This is a genomic window from Saccharopolyspora erythraea NRRL 2338 (assembly GCF_000062885.1).
In the GTDB taxonomy this organism is placed as follows: Bacteria; Actinomycetota; Actinomycetes; order Mycobacteriales; family Pseudonocardiaceae; genus Saccharopolyspora_D; species Saccharopolyspora_D erythraea.
Window position 1 is genome coordinate 1644998 of record NC_009142.1, and the last position, 20219, is coordinate 1665216.

General features: G+C 71.1%; 20 protein-coding genes and 2 tRNA genes. 16 read left to right on the forward strand and 6 right to left on the reverse strand.

Going from position 1 to position 20219, the window contains the following annotated elements; genetic code table 11:
• Positions 1-267 precede the first annotated feature (267 nt).
• Positions 268-1278 (forward strand): permease, encoded by a 1011-nt coding sequence (locus SACE_RS07330; RefSeq protein WP_009948033.1) that lies wholly within the window; start codon positions 268-270, stop codon positions 1276-1278.
• Positions 1278-1994, forward strand: coding sequence for a TIGR03943 family putative permease subunit (locus SACE_RS07335; protein ID WP_009948032.1), 717 nt, complete (start codon positions 1278-1280; stop codon positions 1992-1994). The genes SACE_RS07330 and SACE_RS07335 overlap by 1 nt, the downstream gene beginning before the upstream one ends.
• Positions 1995-2075: 81 nt before the next feature.
• On the opposite strand, the gene SACE_RS07340 is transcribed toward SACE_RS07335, so the two are convergent.
• On the reverse strand, positions 2076-2498 hold the full coding sequence (locus SACE_RS07340; RefSeq protein WP_009948031.1) for a Fur family transcriptional regulator: 423 nt from the start codon (positions 2496-2498) through the stop codon (positions 2076-2078).
• A complete protein-coding gene (locus SACE_RS07345; RefSeq protein ID WP_009948030.1) occupies positions 2495-2977 on the reverse strand; it encodes an ArsR/SmtB family transcription factor in 483 nt (160 codons plus the stop codon). The genes SACE_RS07340 and SACE_RS07345 overlap by 4 nt, the downstream gene beginning before the upstream one ends.
• A 276-nt stretch (positions 2978-3253) precedes the next feature.
• On the opposite strand from SACE_RS07345, the gene SACE_RS07350 reads away from it, so the two are divergent.
• The 5 genes from SACE_RS07350 (at position 3254) to SACE_RS07370 (ending at position 8385) form a co-directional block, all read left to right on the forward strand.
• A complete protein-coding gene (locus SACE_RS07350) occupies positions 3254-4639 on the forward strand; it encodes a glycine--tRNA ligase (protein WP_009948029.1) in 1386 nt (461 codons plus the stop codon).
• Between the two features lie 136 nt (positions 4640-4775).
• Positions 4776-5390 (forward strand): YdcF family protein, encoded by a 615-nt coding sequence (locus SACE_RS07355; protein WP_009948028.1) that lies wholly within the window; start codon positions 4776-4778, stop codon positions 5388-5390.
• Between the two features lie 77 nt (positions 5391-5467).
• On the forward strand, positions 5468-6775 hold the full coding sequence (locus SACE_RS07360) for a deoxyguanosinetriphosphate triphosphohydrolase (RefSeq protein ID WP_011873375.1): 1308 nt from the start codon (positions 5468-5470) through the stop codon (positions 6773-6775).
• Between the two features lie 227 nt (positions 6776-7002).
• A complete protein-coding gene (locus tag SACE_RS07365; protein ID WP_009948025.1) occupies positions 7003-7188 on the forward strand; it encodes a hypothetical protein in 186 nt (61 codons plus the stop codon).
• Positions 7189-7278: 90 nt separating this feature from the next.
• Positions 7279-8385 carry a serpin family protein gene (locus SACE_RS07370; protein WP_009948023.1) on the forward strand — a complete coding sequence of 369 codons (1107 nt, stop codon included), beginning with the start codon at positions 7279-7281 and terminating at the stop codon, positions 8383-8385.
• Positions 8386-8395: 10 nt separating this feature from the next.
• Here the strand turns inward: SACE_RS07370 and SACE_RS07375 are convergent, their stop codons facing one another.
• Entirely contained in the window at positions 8396-9283 is an 888-nt protein-coding gene (locus SACE_RS07375) for a sigma-70 family RNA polymerase sigma factor (RefSeq protein ID WP_011873376.1), read from the reverse strand.
• A gap of 117 nt (positions 9284-9400) precedes the next feature.
• Here SACE_RS07375 and dnaG point away from each other — a divergent pair, with 117 nt between their 5' ends.
• From dnaG to SACE_RS07410, 7 genes are all read left to right on the forward strand, one after another.
• A complete protein-coding gene (gene dnaG, locus SACE_RS07380; RefSeq protein WP_009948021.1) occupies positions 9401-11293 on the forward strand; it encodes a DNA primase in 1893 nt (630 codons plus the stop codon).
• A 20-nt stretch (positions 11294-11313) separates the two neighbouring features.
• Positions 11314-11835 (forward strand): hypothetical protein, encoded by a 522-nt coding sequence (locus tag SACE_RS07385; RefSeq protein WP_011873377.1) that lies wholly within the window; start codon positions 11314-11316, stop codon positions 11833-11835.
• A gap of 30 nt (positions 11836-11865) precedes the next feature.
• A complete protein-coding gene (locus SACE_RS07390) occupies positions 11866-12627 on the forward strand; it encodes a trans-aconitate 2-methyltransferase (protein ID WP_009948019.1) in 762 nt (253 codons plus the stop codon).
• A 121-nt stretch (positions 12628-12748) separates the two neighbouring features.
• A tRNA-Asn gene (locus SACE_RS07395) sits at positions 12749-12821 on the forward strand.
• 176 nt (positions 12822-12997) lie between these two features.
• Positions 12998-13429 carry a hypothetical protein gene (locus tag SACE_RS07400; protein WP_009948018.1) on the forward strand — a complete coding sequence of 144 codons (432 nt, stop codon included), beginning with the start codon at positions 12998-13000 and terminating at the stop codon, positions 13427-13429.
• Between the two features lie 477 nt (positions 13430-13906).
• Positions 13907-14101, forward strand: a complete 195-nt coding sequence (locus tag SACE_RS07405) for a hypothetical protein (protein WP_011873378.1) — start codon at positions 13907-13909, stop codon at positions 14099-14101.
• A gap of 553 nt (positions 14102-14654) precedes the next feature.
• Positions 14655-14996 (forward strand): hypothetical protein, encoded by a 342-nt coding sequence (locus tag SACE_RS07410; protein WP_197537727.1) that lies wholly within the window; start codon positions 14655-14657, stop codon positions 14994-14996.
• Positions 14997-15114: 118 nt separating this feature from the next.
• Here the strand turns inward: SACE_RS07410 and SACE_RS07415 are convergent.
• Positions 15115-15192 (reverse strand) — tRNA-Ile (locus SACE_RS07415).
• Positions 15193-15566: 374 nt separating this feature from the next.
• On the opposite strand from SACE_RS07415, the gene SACE_RS07420 reads away from it, so the two are divergent.
• Together SACE_RS07420 and SACE_RS07425 are read left to right on the forward strand one after the other, a co-directional pair.
• Complete coding sequence (locus SACE_RS07420) at positions 15567-16469, forward strand: GNAT family N-acetyltransferase (RefSeq protein WP_009948013.1); 903 nt, start codon at positions 15567-15569, stop codon at positions 16467-16469.
• 181 nt (positions 16470-16650) lie between these two features.
• A complete protein-coding gene (locus tag SACE_RS07425; RefSeq protein WP_009948011.1) occupies positions 16651-17613 on the forward strand; it encodes an adenosine deaminase in 963 nt (320 codons plus the stop codon).
• Positions 17614-17667: 54 nt separating this feature from the next.
• Here SACE_RS07425 and SACE_RS07430 read toward each other — a convergent pair whose 3' ends face one another.
• Both SACE_RS07430 and SACE_RS07435 read right to left on the reverse strand, forming a co-directional pair.
• Entirely contained in the window at positions 17668-17868 is a 201-nt protein-coding gene (locus SACE_RS07430) for a YbdD/YjiX family protein (protein ID WP_009948009.1), read from the reverse strand.
• Positions 17865-20006 carry a carbon starvation CstA family protein gene (locus SACE_RS07435; RefSeq protein WP_037304125.1) on the reverse strand — a complete coding sequence of 714 codons (2142 nt, stop codon included), beginning with the start codon at positions 20004-20006 and terminating at the stop codon, positions 17865-17867. The genes SACE_RS07430 and SACE_RS07435 overlap by 4 nt, the downstream gene beginning before the upstream one ends.
• Between the last annotated feature and the right edge of the window lie 213 nt (positions 20007-20219).

Below are 20219 nucleotides of genomic sequence, written 5' to 3' on the forward strand. Positions count from 1 at the left end.
GCAACCCACGCCTGCCAGAACATTCCAGACGTGGTTTGCATAGCGGTGCCGGTAGCGGAACCTCAGAAGCCTGCTGGCTCCGGAATTGCCGACATCATGAATGTCCAATTCACCACGTCGGCGCTGTCCTCGCCAGAAGGCTTCTGAGAACCCGCGGCGGCGTCGGCTGGGTCCCACCGGCGCTGGTCGTGCGGTGGTGCCGCGCGGCTCGGGACCTTATCCGCCCTAGTGCGAACGATTATCAGTTCGAACTGGCAGGATGGTCCGGTGACCACGACCGCCCGGCCACCGGACCGCGCGCGCCCGCGCCGCGCGATCACCTCCCTCGAAGTGCTCTGCGTGCTGCTCGTGGCCGCGGTGGTGTTCCAGGCGCCGCTGGCTTCGGTGCTGGACGTGCCCGCCGTGCGCACCGGCTCGACCGTGTTCGTCGCCGTCTGCGTGCAGGCGCTGCCGTTCCTGGTACTCGGGGTGCTGATCAGCGGTCTCATCGCGGCGTTCGTCCCACCGGGCGCGCTGCGGCGGTTGCTGCCCGCCAACACAGCGGCGGCGGTGCCCGTCGCGGGCGTCGCCGGGCTCGCGCTGCCCGGCTGCGAGTGCGCGTCGGTGCCCGTCGCCCGCCGCCTGATGCAGCAGGGCGTCGCGCCCGCCGCGGCGCTGGCGTTCCTGCTTGCCGCGCCCGCGGTGAACCCGATCGTGCTGGTCTCGACCGCCGTGGCCTTCCCGTCCGAGCCGCGGATGGTGCTGGCGCGCTTCCTCGCCGCGATGCTCACCGCCTGCGTGATGGGCTGGCTGTGGGTCCGCCTGGGCAAGGCCGAGTGGATCGCCGAGCGTGCGCTGCGTCGGATGGAGAGCCACCACCCCTCGGGCAGCCGGTGGGTGGTGTTCGCCGAGACCGCCCGCCACGACCTCGTCGAGGCGGGCGGGTTCCTGGTGCTGGGCGGCCTGACCTCGGCGGTGTTCAACGTGCTGGTGCCCGCGGAGTGGATGCGCTCGCTGGGCGGGCAGCTCGTGCTCGGCGTGCTGGTGATGGCCGTGCTGGCGGTCGTGCTCGCGCTGTGCAGCGAGGCCGACGCCTTCGTCGCGGCGTCGCTGTCGGGCCTGCCGCTCATCCCGAAGCTGGTCTTCCTGGTGGTCGGTCCGGCGGTCGACATCAAGCTGATCGCCCTGCAGTCGGGCACCTTCGGCCGCCGGTTCGCGGCCCGGTTCGCCCCCGCGACGTTCGTGGTGGCGATCGGCTGCTCGGTGGCCGTCGGCGCGTTGCTGCTCGGAGGTGCCTGATGCGGCGCGAGACCCAGAACCTGCTGTTGCTGCTGCTGGGCGGTGCTCTGCTGAAGATCGCGCTCGGCGGCACCTACCTGCGCTACGTCAAGCCCGGCCTGTTCCCGTGGTTGGTGGCGGCCGGCGGCGTGATCGTCCTGCTGGCGGTGTTCGCGATCGTGCGCGACATCCGCGCGGGCGGCGCCCAGCACGACGAGCACGACCACGACCACGGCTCGCGCAGCCCGTGGATGCTGTTGCTGCCGGTCTTCGCGATCTTCCTGGTCGCCCCGCCCGCGCTGGGCTCGGACTCGGTCGACCGCGCCGGGGACGTCGCACCGCAGAAGCCGCGCGAGTCGCTGTTCGAGGACCTGCCCGCGGCCCCTTCGCCGCTGCTGAGCCTCTCGGAGTTCGTCACGCGGGTGGTGTGGGACGACAGCGGCGCGCTCAACGGCCGGTCGGTGCGCCTGCAGGGCTTCGTCGTGCACGAGGAGGGCGAGCCGGTGCGGCTGGCCCGGATGCGGATCAGCTGCTGCGCGGCCGACGCGGCGCCGGTGCGGGCCGACCTCGCGGGCCCGGCGGCCGAGCGGGCCGCCGCGCTGCCGTCGGACACCTGGATCGAGGTGACCGGCGTGCTCCGGCCCGGCAGCGCCACCGAGGCCAACGGGCACGTGCCGACGGTCGACATCACCGGCGTCCGGACCATCCCGGCCCCGGCCGACCCGTACGAGTACTGACGCATCGAGGCTGTCTGCGAACTCGCCTTGCGTGGCGGAACCTCAGGTGTCCTCGGGCTCCGGGAGATCAAAGACAGGAACTCAGCGCGCGGCGGCGCACTCCCGGCAGGTGCCGATGATCTCCACGGTGTGGTTGACCTCGGAGAACCCGTGCTCCTGGGCGATGCGCTCCGCCCAGTTCTCCACCGGCGGGTCGGCGACCTCGACGGTCCGCCCGCAGTGCCTGCACACCAGGTGGTGGTGGTGATCGGTGGAGCAGCGGCGGTAGACCGCCTCACCGGAGTCGGTGCGCAGCACGTCGATCTCGCCGGCGTCGGCCAGGGTCTGCAGGGTGCGGTAGACGGTGGTCAGCCCGATGCCCTCGCCCTGCCGCCGCAGCTGTTCGTGCAGCTCCTGCGCCGAGCGGAAGTCCTCGACCTCGCTTAGCAGCTTGGCGACGGCCGCTCGTTGCCTGGTGGCCCGCAGTCCCGGTACGCCGGCTGCGGAGCGCTCGCCGGTGGTCACGCTGTCTCCGTCTCCTGTCGGTGCGGTTCGATGGTCCGGGTCGTGGCGGCGGGACGCGGCCGATTGCCCGAGATCTCCTCGGCGTGCGCCGCGGCGTCCACCACGATGTGCGCCAGGTGCTCGTCGACCAGCCGGTAGACGACCTCCCTGCCGTGCCGCTCGCCGTGCACGACGCCCGCCGACTTCAGCACCCGCAGGTGCTGGCTGATCAGCGGCTGGGTGACCCCCAGCGCCTCGACGAGCTCGTGCACGCAGCGCTCGCCCGAGCGCAGCTGGAGCACGATCGCGATGCGGACCGGCGCGGCCAGCGCTCGCAGCAGCTCACCGGCCTCCACCAGGATCTGCTGGTCACGCAGCGGCACGGGACGCCGAGTCCGGCGCTCCGGTGAGTGCACGTGCTCCTCGGCGCGGTCGGGATGCCCGGTGCCGGCGGCCGGCCCGGCCGGCTGCGGGACGGAGTCCGGAGTGGCAGCGGGCATGGTGTCCTTCCCGGCGTTGTCTCGCGCCTGTCATCGAAGCGGCCGCACGACGGCTCGGTCCGCGGTCGGGCACCCGCCTCGAACGCGACGCGCTCTGCCCACACCATCCTACGGGTAGCCCGGCCGCGCTTCGTCACATCGACCCCGGGGTACCTGCGGCGGTGTGCGGGGTGGGGCGGACAATGCGGTCGCACGCATGGGTACGCTGGGAAACTCAGCACTCATCGTGCTTGACCAGCCCGTTCGGCCACACCATCTGATATTTCCGGAGTGAACGTGCCCGCCGACAAGATCGACACGATCGTCAATCTCTGCAAGCGCCGTGGTTTCGTCTACCCGTCGGGTGAGATCTACGGCGGTACCCGGTCGGCTTGGGACTACGGCCCGCTCGGAGTCGAGCTGAAGGACAACATCAAGCGGCAGTGGTGGAAGGCCGTCGTGCAGGGCCGCGAGGACGTCGTCGGCCTGGACTCCTCGGTGATCCTGCCCCGCCAGGTCTGGGAGGCCTCCGGCCACGTCGGCGCCTTCCACGACCCGCTGGTCGAGTGCACCTCGTGCCACCACCGGTTCCGCGGCGACCACCTCGCCGAGGAGTACGCCGAGCGCACCGGCAAGGAGCTCGCCGAGGGCGACCTCTCCGAGGTCCCGTGCCCGAACTGCGGCAACCGCGGCCAGTTCACCGAGCCGCGCGAGTTCAACATGATGCTCAAGACCTTCCTCGGCCCGGTGGAGAGCGAGGAGGGCCTGCACTACCTGCGGCCCGAGACCGCGCAGGGCATCTTCGTCAACTTCGCCAACGTGATGACCACCGCGCGCCGCAAGCCGCCGTTCGGCATCGGCCAGATCGGCAAGTCGTTCCGCAACGAGATCACGCCGGGCAACTTCATCTTCCGCACCCGCGAGTTCGAGCAGATGGAGATGGAGTACTTCGTCGAGCCGGGCGAGGACGAGTCGTGGCACCAGTACTGGATCGACCAGCGCATGTCCTGGTACACCGACCTCGGCATCGAGCCGGAGAACCTGCGGCTCTACGAGCACCCGAAGGACAAGCTCTCGCACTACTCCAAGCGGACCGTCGACATCGAGTACCGGTTCGGCTTCGGCGGCGGTGAGTGGGGCGAGCTGGAAGGCATCGCCAACCGCACCGACTTCGACCTCACCACCCACTCCAACCACTCCGGTGTCGACCTGTCCTACTTCGACCAGGCCAGCAAGTCGCGGTACCGGCCCTACGTGATCGAGCCCGCGGCGGGTGTGGGCCGTCCGATGATGGCGTTCCTGATCGACGCCTTCCACGAGGACCAGGCCCCCAACGCCAAGGGCGGCGTGGACGAGCGGACGGTGCTCAAGCTCGACCGCAGGCTGGCGCCGGTCAAGGTGGCCGTGCTCCCGCTCTCGCGCAACGCCGAGCTGTCGCCGAAGGCGCGCGACCTGGCCACCGGCCTGCGCAAGCACTGGAACATCGAGTTCGACGACGCCGGTGCGATCGGCCGCCGCTACCGCCGCCACGACGAGATCGGCACGCCGTTCTGCGTCACGGTCGACTTCGACTCGCTGACCGACCACGCCGTCACGGTCCGCGAGCGCGACACGATGGCCCAGGAGCGGGTGGCGATGGACAAGCTGGAGGACTACCTGGCCGTCCGGTTGCTCGGCTGCTGAACCCGCGGGCGGATCGGGCCTGCCGCGCACGGCGGCGGGCCCGATCGCTCACCACCGGACCTTGGATCGGGGATCTGGGATCATGCGCGATGTGAGTACTTCTCGAGCCGGTCGTTCCGGAGGGCCCCGGTTAGCCGTGGTCCTGCGGCGCGTGATCCTCGGCGCGCTGCTGGTCGCACTGCTGGTGGGTGGCGGTACCGCGTTCCGGGTGTGGCAGGTCGCCCGCGCCGACGAGCGCCGTCCGGTTGACATGGTGGTCGTGCTCGGCGCCGCCCAGTACCACGGCAAGCCCTCGGACGTGCTCGAGGCGAGGCTGAAGCAGGCGCTCGAGCTCTACCGCGAGGGCATGACCGACCACATCGTCACGGTCGGGGGCAGGCAGACCGGTGACAAGTACACCGAGGCGCAGGCCGGCAAGAAGTGGCTGGTCGAGGAGGGCGTACCGGCCGACCGGATAACCGACGTCGACGTCGGCAGCGACACCCTGGGCAGCGTGCGGGCCGTGGCGGCGCTGGCCGGTCAGCACGGCTGGAGCAGCGCGCTGATCGTCAGCGACCCGTGGCACTCGCTGCGCGCCAGGACGATGGCAAACGACTTCGGGCTGGAGACCTGGGCGTCGCCGACGCGGTCCGGGCCGATCGTGCAGACGCGCGAGATCCAGTTCCAGTACATCTTCCGCGAGACCGGGGCGCTGCTGTACTACCGGCTCACCCACGCCCCGGCCGAGCTCACCGGTGACGGCCTGGGCTGACGCGGCCGTCCTGGTCGCGGGTGATCCGGCCCCGCGAAGTGCCCGATCTGTCGGCACGCACCCGTAGTCTTGGGGCGATGAGCGACCGAGTGGGCGCAGCACTGCCCGGCTACCGCGAACACGACCTTCGGCGCCTGCTTCCCGAGCAGCCGAAGGAGGCCGCGCTGCCCGGCTCGGCCCGCGAGGACCGCACCCCGTTCTCCCGCGACCGCGCGCGGGTCCTGCACTCCGCCGCGCTGCGGCGGCTGGCGGGCAAGACCCAGGTCATGGGGCCGGGCGAGGGCGACGTGCCGCGGACCCGGCTGACCCACTCCCTGGAAGTCGCCCAGATCGGCCGCGGCATCGCCGAGGCGCTCGGCGCCGACCCGGACCTGGTCGACACCGCCGGGCTGGCCCACGACATCGGCCACCCGCCGTTCGGGCACAACGGTGAACGCGCGCTCGACGACCTCTCCGAGCACCTCGGCGGCTTCGAGGGCAACGCCCAGACCCTGCGCATCCTGGTCCGGCTGGAGCCGAAGCTGGTCGCCGACGACGGCTCCGGGCGCGGCCTCAACCTGACCCGGGCCTGCCTGGACGCGGCCACCAAGTACCCGTGGCCCAAGCAGCCGGGCAACCCGAAGTTCGGCGTCTACGCCGACGACCTGGAGGTCTTCCGGTGGATTCGCCGGGGCGCGCCGGAGCGCCGCCGGTGCCTGGAGGCCCAGATCATGGACTGGTCCGACGACGTCGCCTACTCCGTGCACGACGTGGAGGACGGAGTGCACTCGCAGCGCATCTCGCTGCGTGCGCTGACCAGGCCCGACGAGCGCGCCGAGATCGTGCGGATGGCGGCCAAGCACTTCTGGCGCGACGGCCGCTCGGCGGGCGACGCGCTGGCGCTGCTGGAAGACGTGGCCGAGGGGCTGGTCGAGCTGCCCGCCGTGGCCGGCGTGCTCGACTACGACGGTTCGCTTCGCTCGCAGGTCGCGCTGAAGCGCCTGACCAGCGAGCTCGTCGGCCGCTTCGCCTCGGCGGCGGTGAGCGGCACCGTCGCCGAGCACGGCGCGGGCGTGCTCACCCGCTACGCCGCCGACCTGGTGGTGCCGGAGCGGGTGGTGGCCGAGGTCGCGGTGCTCAAGGCCGTCGCGGTGCGCTACGTGATGAGCGATCCGGAACGCCTGCGGATGCAGGAGCGCCAGCGCGCGTTGCTCACCGAGCTGGTCGAGGCGCTCGCGGACCGGGCGCCGGAGTCGCTGGACCCGGCGATGGCGGCGGCGTGGAAGCGGGCGGCCGATGACACCGCGCGGCTGCGGGTGGTGGTCGACCAGGTCGCCTCGCTGACCGACGCGCAGGCCGTCCAGTGGCACCGCTCTCATACACGCAGCGGCACGAAACCGGTGTGAGGTACGTCCGAATGGACGGCGATCAGGGGTGTTTTTTCGGCACACTCTTTACTCAGGGTGTTCGCGGTTCCTAGCCTTCGCTGGAATGGGTGAGCGCCTGGAGCGTGACGGGTGCTGCGCTGGTCCTTCCCCCGGCGACCAGCGCGCCAGGGACCTGTGCGCTCACCCGCGGCGCGGTCCCCGAAGTCCCCGCGCCGCCGCCAACGTGCCCACAGGAGATCCCCGACATGCCCAACCGGCACTACATCCAGAAGCTCGTCGCCGGCGGTGAGCCCTACGTCAACACCGACAACCTGGCGGACTGGATCAACGACCTGCGCTGGAGCGACCCCGCGGCCAGGCAGGCGGCCTCCTACATCGCCCAGGAACTGCGCCTGATGGGCTTGTCCGACGTCGAAGAGTCGCTTCGCTGACGGCCGGGCACGCGCTGGACTGGCAGACTCGGCAGCAGCCGGGTACGCCCACGCGACAGTCCCGTCGACCGATTGGAGTCCAGCGCGGCCATGAGCGAGCACCTCGACTTCAGCCTCAGCCTGCACAAGCACCTCGCTCCGCCACCGGAGCAGCCGTTCTGCTGGTCCCCGTACTCGGTGGCCAGCGCGCTCGGCCTGGTGACCGCCGCCGTCGGCGGCAGCACCAGGGACGAGCTCGCGGCGGCGTTGCGGATCGGCCCCGACGACCTCGGCGGCCTGCTCGACCTGCTCGCCGGTTCGGCCGAGCTCGGCGGTACCGGGCGCTCCGGTGAGGAGCCGGTGCTCGCGGTCGCCAACACCCTCTGGGCCTACGACGACCTGCTGGTCCACGAGTCGTTCCTGCGCGAGCTGAAGAGCTGGCCGGGCAGCGACGTGCGCACCGCACCGTTCCGGGAGCGGCCGGAGACCGCGCGGCAACTGATCAACTCCGACGTCGAGGAGACCACCCGCGGCCTGATCCCGGAGCTGCTCCCCGAGGGCAGCGTCGACCCGGAGACCGTCGCGGCGCTGGTCAACGCCCTCTACCTGCGGACCTCGTGGCAGGAGGCGTTCGACGACAAGGCCACCGCGCCGCGGGTGTTCCACGCGCCGCGGGGCGACCGGGACGTGCCGACGATGCACGTCACCCGGCGCTTCGGCTACGCCGCCGCCGGCGGCTGGCAGGCCGTGACGATCCCGGCGGCGGGCGGTGTCGACGGCGTCGTGCTGCTGCCCGACGAGGGGCTGGACCAGGCCGAGCCCGCGCTCGACGCCGACCGGCTGGAGTCCCTGCTGTCGTCGGCCGAGCAGCAGCGGGTGGAGCTGCTTCTGCCGAAGTTCGACGTGCGCGGTGCGGCGGAGCTGCAACGGCCGCTCGGCGCGCTGGGCGTGCGCACGGTGTTCACGCCGGGAGCGGACTTCTCGCCGCTGACCGACCGCACGCTGCGCGTCTCGACCGTCGTGCACCGTTCGGTGCTGCGCGTCGACGAGAACGGGCTGGAAGGGGCCGCCGCCACGGCGGCGATGATGCGGCTCACCGCGATCGTCCGCGAGGAGGAGCCGATCCGCGTCGAGGTCGACCGGCCGTTCCTGTTCCTGGTGCGCCACCGCAAGACCGGCGCGGTCTACTTCCTGGCCCGCGTGGTCGACCCCGCCTGAAGTCCCGGGCTCAGAGCGGAGCGCGGACGAGCTTGTCCGGGTTGACGATGTCGAACACCTCGCTGACCGCGCCGTCGCGGTAGGCGAAGGTGACCACCCGGCCCTGCCGTTCGGGCAGGGCCGGGAACACCAGGCCCAGGTCGCCGTTGACCAGCACCGGGCGCAAGCCCGAGTACAGGGCCTCGCCGTACTTCTCGAGCAACCCGGCGAGGAAGCGCGCGATCTTCTCCCGGCCCAGGATCGGCCTGCGGGCGGTGCGGGCCCTGCCGTCGCTGTCACCGAACAGGGCGGCCCGCGGGTGCAGCGCGCGGGTGATCTCGGTGATGTCGCCCGAGGCGAGCGCGATGAGGAACCGGTCGAGCATCCGGCGCTGCTCGGGCAACGGCACGCGGGGCGCGGGCTCGGCCGCGGCCAGCGCCCGCCGCGCCCGCGAAGCGTGCTGGCGGGCGGTGGCCACCGCGCACCCGGCGATCTCGGCGATCTCGGTGAACGGGACGTCGAAACCGTCGTGGAGCACGAACGCCAGCCGCTGCTCCGCAGGCAGCTCGTGCAGCACGCGCAACGCCGCCATCCGCATGTCTTCCCTGGTCACGACGATGTTCTGCGGGTCGTGCGAGTCGAGCTCTGTGACCACCGGCTCGGGCAGCCACGGCCCGACGTACTGCTCGCGGCGCACCGCCGCCGACCGCAGGCGGTCCAGGCAGATCCGGCTCACCACCGTCGTCAGCCAGGCGCCCAGCTCGCGGACCGGCGACTTCTCCGCCGCCAGCCGCAACCACGCCTCCTGCACGGCGTCCTCGGCGTCGTCGAGCCGGCCGGTGAGCCGGTAGGCGATCCCGACCAGCCGGCCGCGATGGCCGTCGAACTCGGCCGCGAGGGCGGTGTCGTCGCTGAGCACGCGGCCGATTCTGCCGCAGCCGGCCGGATTCACCGATCGGTGTGCGGTCCAGGACACCACCGCCGGCACCGCCCGCCCGGGCTCGGCGCCCGATCGGCAGCCCCTAGACTGAACGACGTGGCTGGCAGGATCCGGGAAAGCGACATCGCCGAGGTACGCGAACGCAACCGGATCGACGACGTCGTCGGCGAGTACGTCGCGTTGCGCAACGCCGGCGGGGGCGCGCTGAAGGGCCTGTGCCCGTTCCACGACGAGAAGACCCCGTCGTTCAACGTGCGCCCCGGCCACGGCACGTTCCACTGCTTCGGCTGCGGTGAGGGCGGCGACGTCATCGCCTTCCTGATGAAGAGCGAGCACCTCGGCTTCGTCGAGTCCGTCGAGCGGCTGGCCGACCGGGTGGGCATCCAGCTCCAGTACGAGGGCGGCGTCGCGCCGTCCAAGCGCGACCGCGGCACCCGCACCCGGATGGTCGAGGCGCACCGCATCGCCGCGGAGTTCTACGCCGAGCAGCTCCGCTCGCCCGAGGCCCAGCCCGCCCGCGAGTACCTCGCCCGGCGCGGGTTCGACGAGGCCGCCGCCACCAAGTTCGGCTGCGGCTTCGCCCCCGGCGGCTGGGACAAGCTGACGAAGCTGCTGCTGGGCAAGGGTTTCGAGCTCGACGAGCTGTACAAGTGCGGACTGGCCAAGGAGGGCAGGCGCGGCCCGATCGACCGGTTCCACCGGCGGCTGCTGTGGCCGCTGAAGGACCTCGGCGGCGACGTGGTCGGCTTCGGCGCCCGGCGGATCTTCGACGACGACCCGATCGAGGCCAAATACGTCAACACCTCGGCCACCCCGCTGTTCAACAAGTCCCAGGTGCTGTTCGGCATCGACCTGGCCAAGCGGGAGATCGCCAAGCGCCGCCAGGCCGTCGTGGTCGAGGGCTACACCGACGTGATGGCGATGCACCTGGCCGGTGTGCCGACCGCGATCGCCTCCTGCGGCACGGCCTTCGGCGACGAGCACATCTCGGTGCTGCGCAGACTGATGATGGACAACGACCGCTTCAGTGGCGAGGTCATCTTCACCTTCGACGGCGACGAGGCCGGGCAGAAGGCGGCGCTGAAGGCCTTCGAGGGCGACCAGCAGTTCACCACCCACACCTACATCGCCATCACCCCGGACGGCATGGACCCGTGCGAGCTGCGCGAGGCCAGGGGCGACACCGCGGTCAAGGACGTGGTCGCCCGCCGCCGGGAGCTGTTCGAGTTCGCCATCCGCAGCAAGCTCAAGGGTTTCGACCTGGACTCCGTCGACGGCCGGGTCGCGGCCCTGCAGGAGACGGTGCCGCTGGTGGCCCGCATCAAGGACGTCGAGCGCCGCGACGGCTTCGCCGCCAAGCTCGCCTGGTGGGCGGGCTGGACCGACGAGAACCAGGTGGTGCGCCGGGTCCGGGAGGCCGCGGGCACGGCCCCTGCCAAGCCCCGCAGGCGCGCGCCCCGCGGGCAGGAGCCGCTGGGCATCGAGGTCGACCTGCCCAAGCGGCCGCCCCGGCACGACCCGCGCTGGCTGGAGCGCGAGACGCTCAAAGCCGCGTTGCAGGTGCCCGCGCTGGCCGGGCCGCTGTACGACTCGCTGCCGGAGGAGGCGTTCACCGAGCCCGCCTACGCCGAGCTGCACCGCGCCGTGCTGGCCGCCGGGGGCACCTCCAGCGGCCTGGCCGGTGTCGCGCTGGTGGATGCGGTCGGCAGGCACTGCGAGAGCTCGGTGACCCGTAGCCTGCTCACCGAGCTGGCGGTGGAGACGCCCGACACCAAGTCCGAGGAGGATCCCCGCTACGTCGGCGGCGTGATCGCCCGGTTGCAGGAGTGCCTGGTCAGCAGGCAGATCGCGGACATCAAGTCCAGGGTCCAGCGGATGTCGCCGCTGGAGGACCCCGACGAGTACAACGCGCTGTTCGGCGACCTGGTGGCCCTGGAGGGCTACCGCAAGTCGCTGCTGGACCAGGCCCACGCGCTGGGGGCGCTGTGAGCTCCTGGCTCCGCCGGTTCATGGCCAGGCTCAGCGGCACGGCCGCGTTGCCGGAGGGGTTCGCCGGTCGCCTCGAGACCGACGAGCACGTGCTGGCAGTCGCGGACAGCCAGGACGGGCCGGTGGTCGCGACGCACCTCGGGCTGTGGGTTCCCGAGGGCGACGACACGCGGCGGATCGGCTGGCACCTGCTCAGCAAGGCCATCTGGAACGGCGGGGAACTGGGGCTCGTCGAGGCGGAGGAGACCGGTGATGCCGGTGGTGCGGTCCTGCTGCGCGACCTGCCGCGCAGGCGCCTCGCGCTGACCTCGGCCGGCCGGTTGCCCGACGTCGTGCACACGCGCGTCACGTCGTCGATCAAGTCCAGCCAGCACCGCGACCTCGCCGGCGGCGGTGCGTGGTTCGTGCAGCGCAAGGTGCCGGGCCGGGACGGGATCGTGCTGCAGGTGCGGGCCGACACCGACGCCGACGAGACGGCGGTCGCCGAGGTCGCCGCCGAGATCGCCCGGCGCATCGAGGAAGCCAGGAAGGGCCGCGACTGACAGGTCGCTGCCCGGGCTCGGGAGGCGTGGGTGTGGGATCAGCGGCGGTACCTGGAGTTCGGCGAGCAGCGCAACCGGCCCGCCGGTGACCTGCTGGCCGCGGTCGGCGCCCGGACCGCACGGCGCGTGGTCGACCTCGGCTGCGGGCCGGGCAACCTCACGCCGATGCTGACCGGCCGTTGGCCGGAGGCGGTCGTGGAGGCCCTGGACTCGTCGCCGGAAATGGTGGACGCGGCCCGCTCGCGGGGTGTCGACGCCCGCGTCGAGGACGTCCGGGACTGGCGACCGCGGCCCGACACCGACGTCGTGCTGTGCAACGCGGTCCTGCACTGGGTGCCCGAGCACGTCGACCTGCTGCGGCGGTGGATGACCGAGCTGCCCGCGGGTGCCTGGTTCGCCTTCCAGGTGCCGGGCAACTTCGAGTCGCCGTCCTACGCGGCGACCCACGCGCTGATCGCCGAGCCGCGGTGGCGGGACCGGCTCTCGGGACTCCTGCTGACCCCGGACAGCGTCCTGCCGCCCATCGGCTACGCCGACGTGTTCGCCGACGTCGGCGTGGGCGTCGACGCGTGGGAGACCACCTACGTGCACGCGCTCAGCGGGGAGGACCCGGTGCTGGAATGGCTCAGCGGCAGCTCGCTGCGGCCTGTCCGGGCCGCCTTGGACGACAGCGAGTGGGAACACTTCCGCGCCGAGCTGGCGCCGCGGCTGCGCGCGGCCTATCCCCAGCGCCCCGACGGCACGACGTGGTTTCCGTTCCGGCGGATCTTCTGCGTCGCCCACCTGCGGTGACACGCGGGTCACGGCACAAGTGGGGGGTGCGTGAAAGCGCTGGAGCGCATGGGCTAGAGTAGTTCCTGTCAGCGCGACGAGGGCTGACGAAGCGCCAGGTGGCGCGAAAGCTGTACAACATTCCTCCGTAGCTCAATTGGCAGAGCATTCGGCTGTTAACCGAAGGGTTACTGGTTCGAGTCCAGTCGGAGGAGCTTCCACCCCAGGTCGGATGGCCTGGGGTTTTTCTTTTCCGGGCTGAGCCGCCTCGCGCTCGCATCTCCCGCATCGGGTGTCGGCGAATGCGTCCGAATGAACGAAAACCATGTGCCGGGACCGTCCATCCCGATACTTTGGGACATCCGGATCACCCGAAGGGGCGGGGAGCGCGATGTCGGTGGCGGTCAGCCGGGTGGTGCTCGGGGTGCTGTCGGCGCTCACGATCATCGGTGGAGCGGCGCTCGTGGTCATGGTCGTCGTGTACTTCGGCACCAGCGAGTACGTGCCGGAGCTGACCGAGTTCGGCGGGTGGGGAACGATCACCGGCATGTTCGCTCTCGCGTTGTACGTCGCGGGAGCTTTCCACGGGCCGCTGCCCGGGCGGATCGGCGCGGGGATCGGGCTCGCGGGCGCCGGGTACTTCGCCAGCACGATCATCGCCGCCCTCGTCTCGCTGCCGGCCCACCGCGGCGGTCCGCAAGGCAACCTCGAGGACGGGACTCTCGGGTTCCTCTGGCTCGTCGCCGGCGCGTTCTTCGCGTGGCGCGCGGCGACCGGCCGGTGGCCGGTCGAGCCGCTGTCCTCCGCCGCTCAGGAGCGCTGAGCCGACCATCGGGTGCGACTCCGGACTTCCTTGCACGGCAGGGCGGTCGGCGGCGGGGGCATGATCGGTTCTGCTATTCTTTCGGCGGGGCCAGCTGGCCGAAGGGCTGCTGGTTCGACTCCAGTCGGAGGCGCTCGAGCGCGGAGGGGCACCGGCGATCCGGTGTCGCTCCTCGGAGATCGACATCCCTCTTTCACCTGTTCGGGCGATTAAGTGTCGACACGGTCAGGTTCTGGTAACGATCTCAGCTCGGACTCCGATCCGAGTGGTGCTTGGACGTTGGCGGCCCCACTTTTGTTTCGCGGGTATCTGTGCAGGTCAGGATGACTTCGGCGGTGAAGATCGCCGAGCAGTGCGGGGCGCCGCGCCGGCGAGATCAAGTCGTGACGCGGTTTGGCACAACCGGACTTCGGTTACCTCCGTCCTAGGAGTAGCCGAAGATCCGAACGGGGACACAACAGGACGGGGGAAGTAGGAATGTCCGCACCAGGGATCGGCAAGGAATCACACCTCACTCTGCCGGATTTGTCGGCGGTCACCAGGCTGCCGAAGCCGGTGAAAGCGCTCGTGTATCTGCTCATCCTGTCGGTGATGACCGTCGCGGCGCTCGGCGCGCTCGCTGCGACGATCGTGATCCTGGGGCAGCTCACGGGAGCGTTCTCGCTGCTCTGAGGTCCGCCCCGACACGCAACAGGCCGGCGCACCGCACGGGTGCGCTGGCCTTTTCGCGTCGAGGGCGCGGCCGGGCCGTACCGGATTCGCAAACCCGGCGCCGCGGGTTAATTGATGATTCACCTTTTTCGCAATAGCCGCCGAATCCACAGGATTCGCGGGTCCGCGAATATGGGGGAAAGTCCTTGAAACATCCGGATGTCGGGCCGGGGAAAGATCCGGGGCCTGCCGGATGCGAGCCGGCGGGGTCTCCGTTGCGGGCGGCCATCCGTCTCCGCTCGGCTGCCCCTCGACCCCGGTGCTCACCCCTCGGGCAGGCGGCGTGCCGTTGGAGAACCGTTCCCGGGACGCTGACGCAGTCCATGAACGTCGCCGCGAGTGGACGTTTCCGGAATCGGGAACGCCTGTCCCGCAGCGGATTCCGGCAACAGCACGGCCGCCGTGGAGGCGGCGGCGACCTCCTGGACTTTGGCCTCTGGGCGTTGGAGCCCATCTGCTCGACCGTAGGGGCCAGCAGACGGCGGAGCTCCCATGATCGACGATGAGGAACGCGATGGCCGACTCAGCGACCGCACGACCGGTGGCGCCGCCACCGGAACAGGCCACGGCCGGCGCGACCGGTGGTCACGCGAACGGCCAGGCGAGTGGTGCCGCTATGGGCCCAGCCGACGTCGCCATGGACCAGCACGAAGTACGTGTGCGACTGCCCGTGGCGGGAACGGTTTCCCTCCCGCCACCAGACGAGCTCGCTTTCCTCGCCGGGATGGTTGCCTTGGCCACTGCGGGGCTGATCACCTGGCCGGTGACTCTGACCATCGGCGCAGGCCATTTGCTGGCGCACAACAAGCACATGCGGTTGCTCCGGTCGTTCGGAGAGGCCCTCGAGGAGGCCTAGCCGCAGCCGGGTGCTGTTGTGCCGGGTGAGGCGGTTGGGCTGTGATACCTATCAGCTTCCCGGAACCCGATAGGTGCACGAATCCAGCCCCCCGGCGCGGTTCTGCGCCGAAAGATGATGGTGGGGCAGGTGGGATTTGAACCCACGACCTGACGGATTATGAGTCCGCTGCTCTGACCTGCTGAGCTACTGCCCCGGGTGGTCGGCGCGACACGCGCCGTCGCGGCGATCGTAGCGAGCCCGCGGCGTGTGCGGGCGTGCGGGTCGATCATCGTTGTCGGCGATCTTCGCTCTGTGCGGCGGAAGATCCGCGTTCGGCGCACTCCGCGATCGGCCGATCGGTGCCAAGTGGTGCCGAATCGCCGAATGGTTTCCGGGTCGTCGCAGGCCGGCGACCAGTGCCCGCGGGCCGAAAGCCTCTGCCGGGGCGGCGCCGGGCTGCCGTAGGTCTTGGTGCGTCCGGGGCAACGCCCGGCGAAGTTCGACGATGCCTGGGCAACACCCGACGAAGCAGGACAGCGCCCGGCAACGTCAGCGCCTGCGTCGGGGCCAACCGAGGGGGAGGTGGCCATGTCGACGTTCCTGCCGCCGGAGCACGAGCTGCCCGGCCACGCCACCAAAGCCGTGCTGCGGCCGGGCGTTCCCGTCGACGCCGAGGTGTGCGGCCGGGTCTGCTACCAGGCCTTCGCCACGCTGGCCGACCGGCACGGGTTCCCCGCCGACTTCCCGTCGCCGGAGGTCGCGGTGGCCGCGGTCGCGGCGCTGCTGGCGCACCCCGGCATCTACTCGGTGGTGGCCGAGCTGGACGGGCGGGTCGTCGGGAGCAACTTCCTGGACGAGCGTTCGGCCGTCGCCGGTGTGGGGCCGGTGACCGTGGCGCAGAACGTGCAGGACGCCGGTGTCGGCAGGGCGCTGATGGTCGACGTGATGCGGCGTGCCGAGCAGCGCGGCTTCCCGGGTGTGCGGCTCCTGCAGGCGGCCTACCACAACCGTTCGCTGAGCCTGTACGCCAAGCTCGGTTTCCAGATCCGCGAAACGGTGCTCAACATGCAGGGAGAGCCGCCAGGCGGCGCACCCCTCGGCCATTTCGTGCGCCGCGCGACGACCGAGGACCTCCGCGAGTGCAACCGCGTGTGCCGCGCCGTGCACGGCCACGACCGGGCGGGCGAGCTGCGCGACGCGGTGGCGCACGGGGCCGCCAGGGTGGTCGAGCACGACGGGCGGATCACCGGCTACACGACGAACGTGGGCTTCTTCGGCCACTCCGTCGCCATGACGAACGAGGGGCTGGAGGCCCTCATCGCCACCGCGGACGAGTTCTCCGGTCCCGGGCTCCTGGTGCCCGGCCGCAACGACCAGCTCGTCGGCTGGTGCCTTCGCCACGGCATGCGCATCCGGATGGTGACGACGCTGATGACGGTGGGCCTCTACAACGAGCCCTTCGGCGCCTACCTCCCCTCCATCCTGTACTAGCGGCTCCAGCCGGCCGCGAAGACCGGTAACCGCGATCACGTGCGGGCGGTGATCCTGCGTCCGTCCCGCACCCGGCCGCATATCCTGGGCGCTTCGCCCAGGTGCCGCCGACGTGGCGCGGCACGGGCGCGTCCATCCGGGAGGAACTGTGCACCCTGGCGCGGGCGGTGCGACGACGCCGTTGCCCAAGGCCGAACTCCATCTCCACATCGAGGGGACGCTGGAACCCGAGCTGGTCTTCGCCTGCGCTCGCCGCAACGGGGTGCAGCTGCCGTTCGCCGACGTGGAGGAGCTGCGCCGCCGCTACGTCTTCGACGACCTCCAGTCGTTCCTCGACCTCTACTACCTGGCGATGGGTGTGCTGCGGACGGAGCGCGACTTCACCGAGCTCGCCGACGCCTACCTGGCCAGGGCCCGCGAGCAGGGCGTCCGGCACGCCGAGATCTTCTTCGACCCGCAGGCGCACGTGTCCAGGGGAGTGCCGCTGGAGGTGGTGCTCGACGGCCTGGAGGCGTCGCTGTCCACCGCGCCCGAGCGGTTCGGGATCAGCACCCGGCTGATCGCCTGCTTCCTGCGCGACCGCGGTCCCCGGGAGGCGATGGAGACCTGGGAGGCGCTGGAGCCGCACACCGCCCGCCTGCACGGCGTCGGGCTGGACTCCGCCGAGGTCGGCCACCCGCCGGACGCCTTCGAGCCGGTGTTCGCGCGCGCCCGCCAGGCGGGCCTGCACCTGGTCGCGCACGCGGGGGAGGAGGGCCCGCCGGACTACATCTGGCAGGCGCTCGACGTGCTCGGCGTCGAACGGGTCGACCACGGCATCCGGGCGATCGAGGACCCCGCGCTGCTCGCCCGGCTGGCCAGGGACCGCACGCCGCTGACGGTGTGCCCGCTGTCCAACGTCCGGCTGCGCTGCGTGCCGTCGCTGGCCGAGCACCGCCTGCCGGAGCTGGTCGACGCCGGTTTGCTGGTGACGATCAACTCCGACGACCCCGCCTACTTCGGCGGCTACGTCGACGACAACTTCCAGGCGCTCAAGCGGGAGCTGGGCTTCGGCGACGACGTCCTGCGCGAGCTGGCGGCGAACTCCTTCCGGGCCTCGTTCGTCGAGGAGGACGAGCGGGCTCGGTTGCTGGGCGAGCTCTGACAGCGAGAAGCGCACCAGGCGGATCGCCTGGTGCGCTTCTCGGTCCGGTCCGGCTCAGCAGCAGCGGGAGCCGGGGTTGGTGTCTCCGCGGTCGACGTGGCGGCGCCAGAACTCCCGCTCCGCCAGCACCGGCTCGCCCGGGTGGTGGGCCCGCTGGTGCTCGACGTAGCGCTCGTAGGCGGTCTCGCCGACCACCCCGCGCACGACCTGCCACGCCGCCCGGAAGGACCGGTGCAGCCTGGTCAGGGCTGTCACGTGCCCGCCCCGGCCTTCTCCTGCTCCGGCTCCTGCTGGATGCGGCGCTCCTCGCGGGTCGGGATGAGCCCGGAGGGCGCCCACAGCTTCGACTCGACGTGGGGCGCCTCGGTGCTGGGCATCGGCCCGGTCGCCCGCAGCGCCTTGATCCACACCCGCACGGCGTCGACCAGCACGATGACGATCAGCACCGCGAACAGGATGCTGAGCACGCCGTCCACCGTCGAGTTGAGCACCACCTTGTGCATCTCCTCGACCGTGCTCGCCGCGCCCTTGCTCGTCTGCCCCGCGTCGATGGCCGCCTGGTAGGACGCCCGCTGCGCGAAGAAGCCGATCTTGGGGTCGTCGGAGAAGACCTTCTGCCAGCTCGCCGTCAGCGTCACGATCGCGTCCCACGCCAGCGGCACGAGGGTGACCCACGCGTACTTGGCGCGGCCGGACTTGATCAGGATCGTGGTGGCCACCGCCAGCGCGACCGCCGCCAGCAGCTGGTTGGCGATGCCGAACAGCGGGAAGAGCTGGTTGATGCCACCCAGCGGGTCGTTGACGCCGGCCCACAGGAAGTAGCCCCAGCCGCCGACGATGACCGCGCTGGAGATCCAGATGCCGGGCTTCCAGCTCACGTCGCCGAAGCGCTTCCAGACGTTGCCGACGGTGTCCTGGAGCATGAACCGCCCGACCCGGGTACCGGCGTCGACCGTGGTCAGGATGAACAGCGCCTCGAACATGACCGCGAAGTGGTACCAGAACGCCTTCATCGCGTCCCCGCCGATGACCTGCGAGAACACCTCCGACAGGCCGAAGGCGAGGGTGGGGGCGCCGCCGGTGCGGCCCACCAGGCTCTCCTCGCCCACGGCCGCTGCCGCCGCCGCGAGCTGTTCGGGGGTGACCTGGAAGCCGATCCCGGCCACCGCCTGCGAGGCCGACTGGAGGGTGTCGCCGAGCATGGTCGCCGGCATGTTCATCGCGAAGTAGATGCCCGGATCGATGATGCAGGCCGCGGCCAGCGCCATGATCGCCACGAACGACTCGGTGAGCATCCCGCCGTAGCCGATGACCCGGACCTGCGACTCCTTCTCCAGCATCTTGGGCGTGGTCCCGGAGGAGACCAGCGCGTGGAAGCCGGAGAGCGCACCGCAGGCGATCGTGATGAACACGAACGGGAACAGCGCGCCGGAGAACACCGGGCCCTGGGCGTTGAGCGCGAAGTCGGTGACCGCCTCGGTCTTCATCATCGGCCAGGCGATGAGGATCGACGCCGCCAGCATCACCACGACGCCGACCTTCATGAAGGTGCTGAGGTAGTCGCGCGGGGCCAGCAGCATCCACACCGGCAGCACCGAGGCGACGAAGCCGTAGATGATCAGCGCGAAGGTGAGCTGGTTGCCGGTGAGGGTGAACGTGTCGGCCAGGCCGGACTCGGCCACCCAGCCGCCGCCGACGATGCTCAGCAGCAGGAGCGCCACGCCGATGACCGAGGTCTCGATGATCCGCCCGGGCCGCAGGTAGCGCAGGTAGAAGCCCATGAACAGCGCGATCGGGATCGTCATGCCGATGGAGAAGGTGCCCCACGGCGAGCCCTTCAGCGCGCCCACGACCACCAGCGCCAGCACCGCCAGCAGGATGATCATGATGGCCAGCACCGCGATCAGGGCCGCGATGCCGCCCACCGGGCCGATCTCCTCCCGCGCCATCTGGCCGAGGCTGCGGCCGTTGCGGCGGGTGGAGAAGAACAGCACCACCATGTCCTGGACCGCACCGGCGAAGATGACGCCGAGGATGATCCAGATCGTGCCCGGCAGGTAGCCCATCTGAGCCGCCAGCACCGGACCCACCAGCGGGCCCGCGCCCGCGATGGCCGCGAAGTGGTGGCCGAAGAGCACCCGGCGGTCGGTCGGGTGGAAGTCGATGCCGTTGTTCATGCGCTCGGCCGGGGTGGCCCGCGTGTCGTCGACCCGCAGCACGCGGTAGGAGATGAACCGCGCGTAGAAGCGGTAGCCGATCGCGTAGGAGGCCAGTGCGGCGAACACCAGCCAGGCCGCCGATATCTCCTCACCCCGCAGGAGGGCGATGATGCCCCAGGCGATCGCGCCGACGATCGCCACGAGCGCCCAGACCGCCATCTCCTTGGGGCTCATCTTCCGTTTGGGCGCCGAGGTGCCGCTCGGCGCTGTCGTCGTGCTCGCCACCGTCTGCGATCTCCGTTCTCACGTGGGGCCGTGCGTGTGAGCGCGGCAGTTTCCGAGGATCTTCCGGAATGGCCGGTCATGTCCAGAGCGCGGCGGCGAAGTAACCATGATGTAAGCACCGGTCGGACGCCGGCGGAGTGTCCGGATTCCGCCGTACCCGAC

Bases quoted from the DNA above. Each gene is read 5' to 3' on its own strand.
- SACE_RS07335 (WP_009948032.1), top strand. From the start codon at position 1,278: ATGCGGCGCGAGACCCAGAACCTGCTGTTGCTGCTGCTGGGCGGTGCT.
- SACE_RS07345 (WP_009948030.1), bottom strand. From the start codon at position 2,977: ATGCCCGCTGCCACTCCGGACTCCGTCCCGCAGCCGGCCGGGCCGGCC.
- SACE_RS07360 (WP_011873375.1), top strand. From the start codon at position 5,468: ATGAGCGACCGAGTGGGCGCAGCACTGCCCGGCTACCGCGAACACGAC.
- SACE_RS07365 (WP_009948025.1), top strand. From the start codon at position 7,003: ATGCCCAACCGGCACTACATCCAGAAGCTCGTCGCCGGCGGTGAGCCC.
- SACE_RS07370 (WP_009948023.1), top strand. From the start codon at position 7,279: ATGAGCGAGCACCTCGACTTCAGCCTCAGCCTGCACAAGCACCTCGCT.
- SACE_RS07385 (WP_011873377.1), top strand. From the start codon at position 11,314: ATGGCCAGGCTCAGCGGCACGGCCGCGTTGCCGGAGGGGTTCGCCGGT.
- SACE_RS07400 (WP_009948018.1), top strand. From the start codon at position 12,998: ATGTCGGTGGCGGTCAGCCGGGTGGTGCTCGGGGTGCTGTCGGCGCTC.
- SACE_RS07405 (WP_011873378.1), top strand. From the start codon at position 13,907: ATGTCCGCACCAGGGATCGGCAAGGAATCACACCTCACTCTGCCGGAT.
- SACE_RS07410 (WP_197537727.1), top strand. From the start codon at position 14,655: ATGGCCGACTCAGCGACCGCACGACCGGTGGCGCCGCCACCGGAACAG.
- SACE_RS07420 (WP_009948013.1), top strand. From the start codon at position 15,567: ATGTCGACGTTCCTGCCGCCGGAGCACGAGCTGCCCGGCCACGCCACC.
- SACE_RS07435 (WP_037304125.1), bottom strand. From the start codon at position 20,006: ATGAGCCCCAAGGAGATGGCGGTCTGGGCGCTCGTGGCGATCGTCGGC.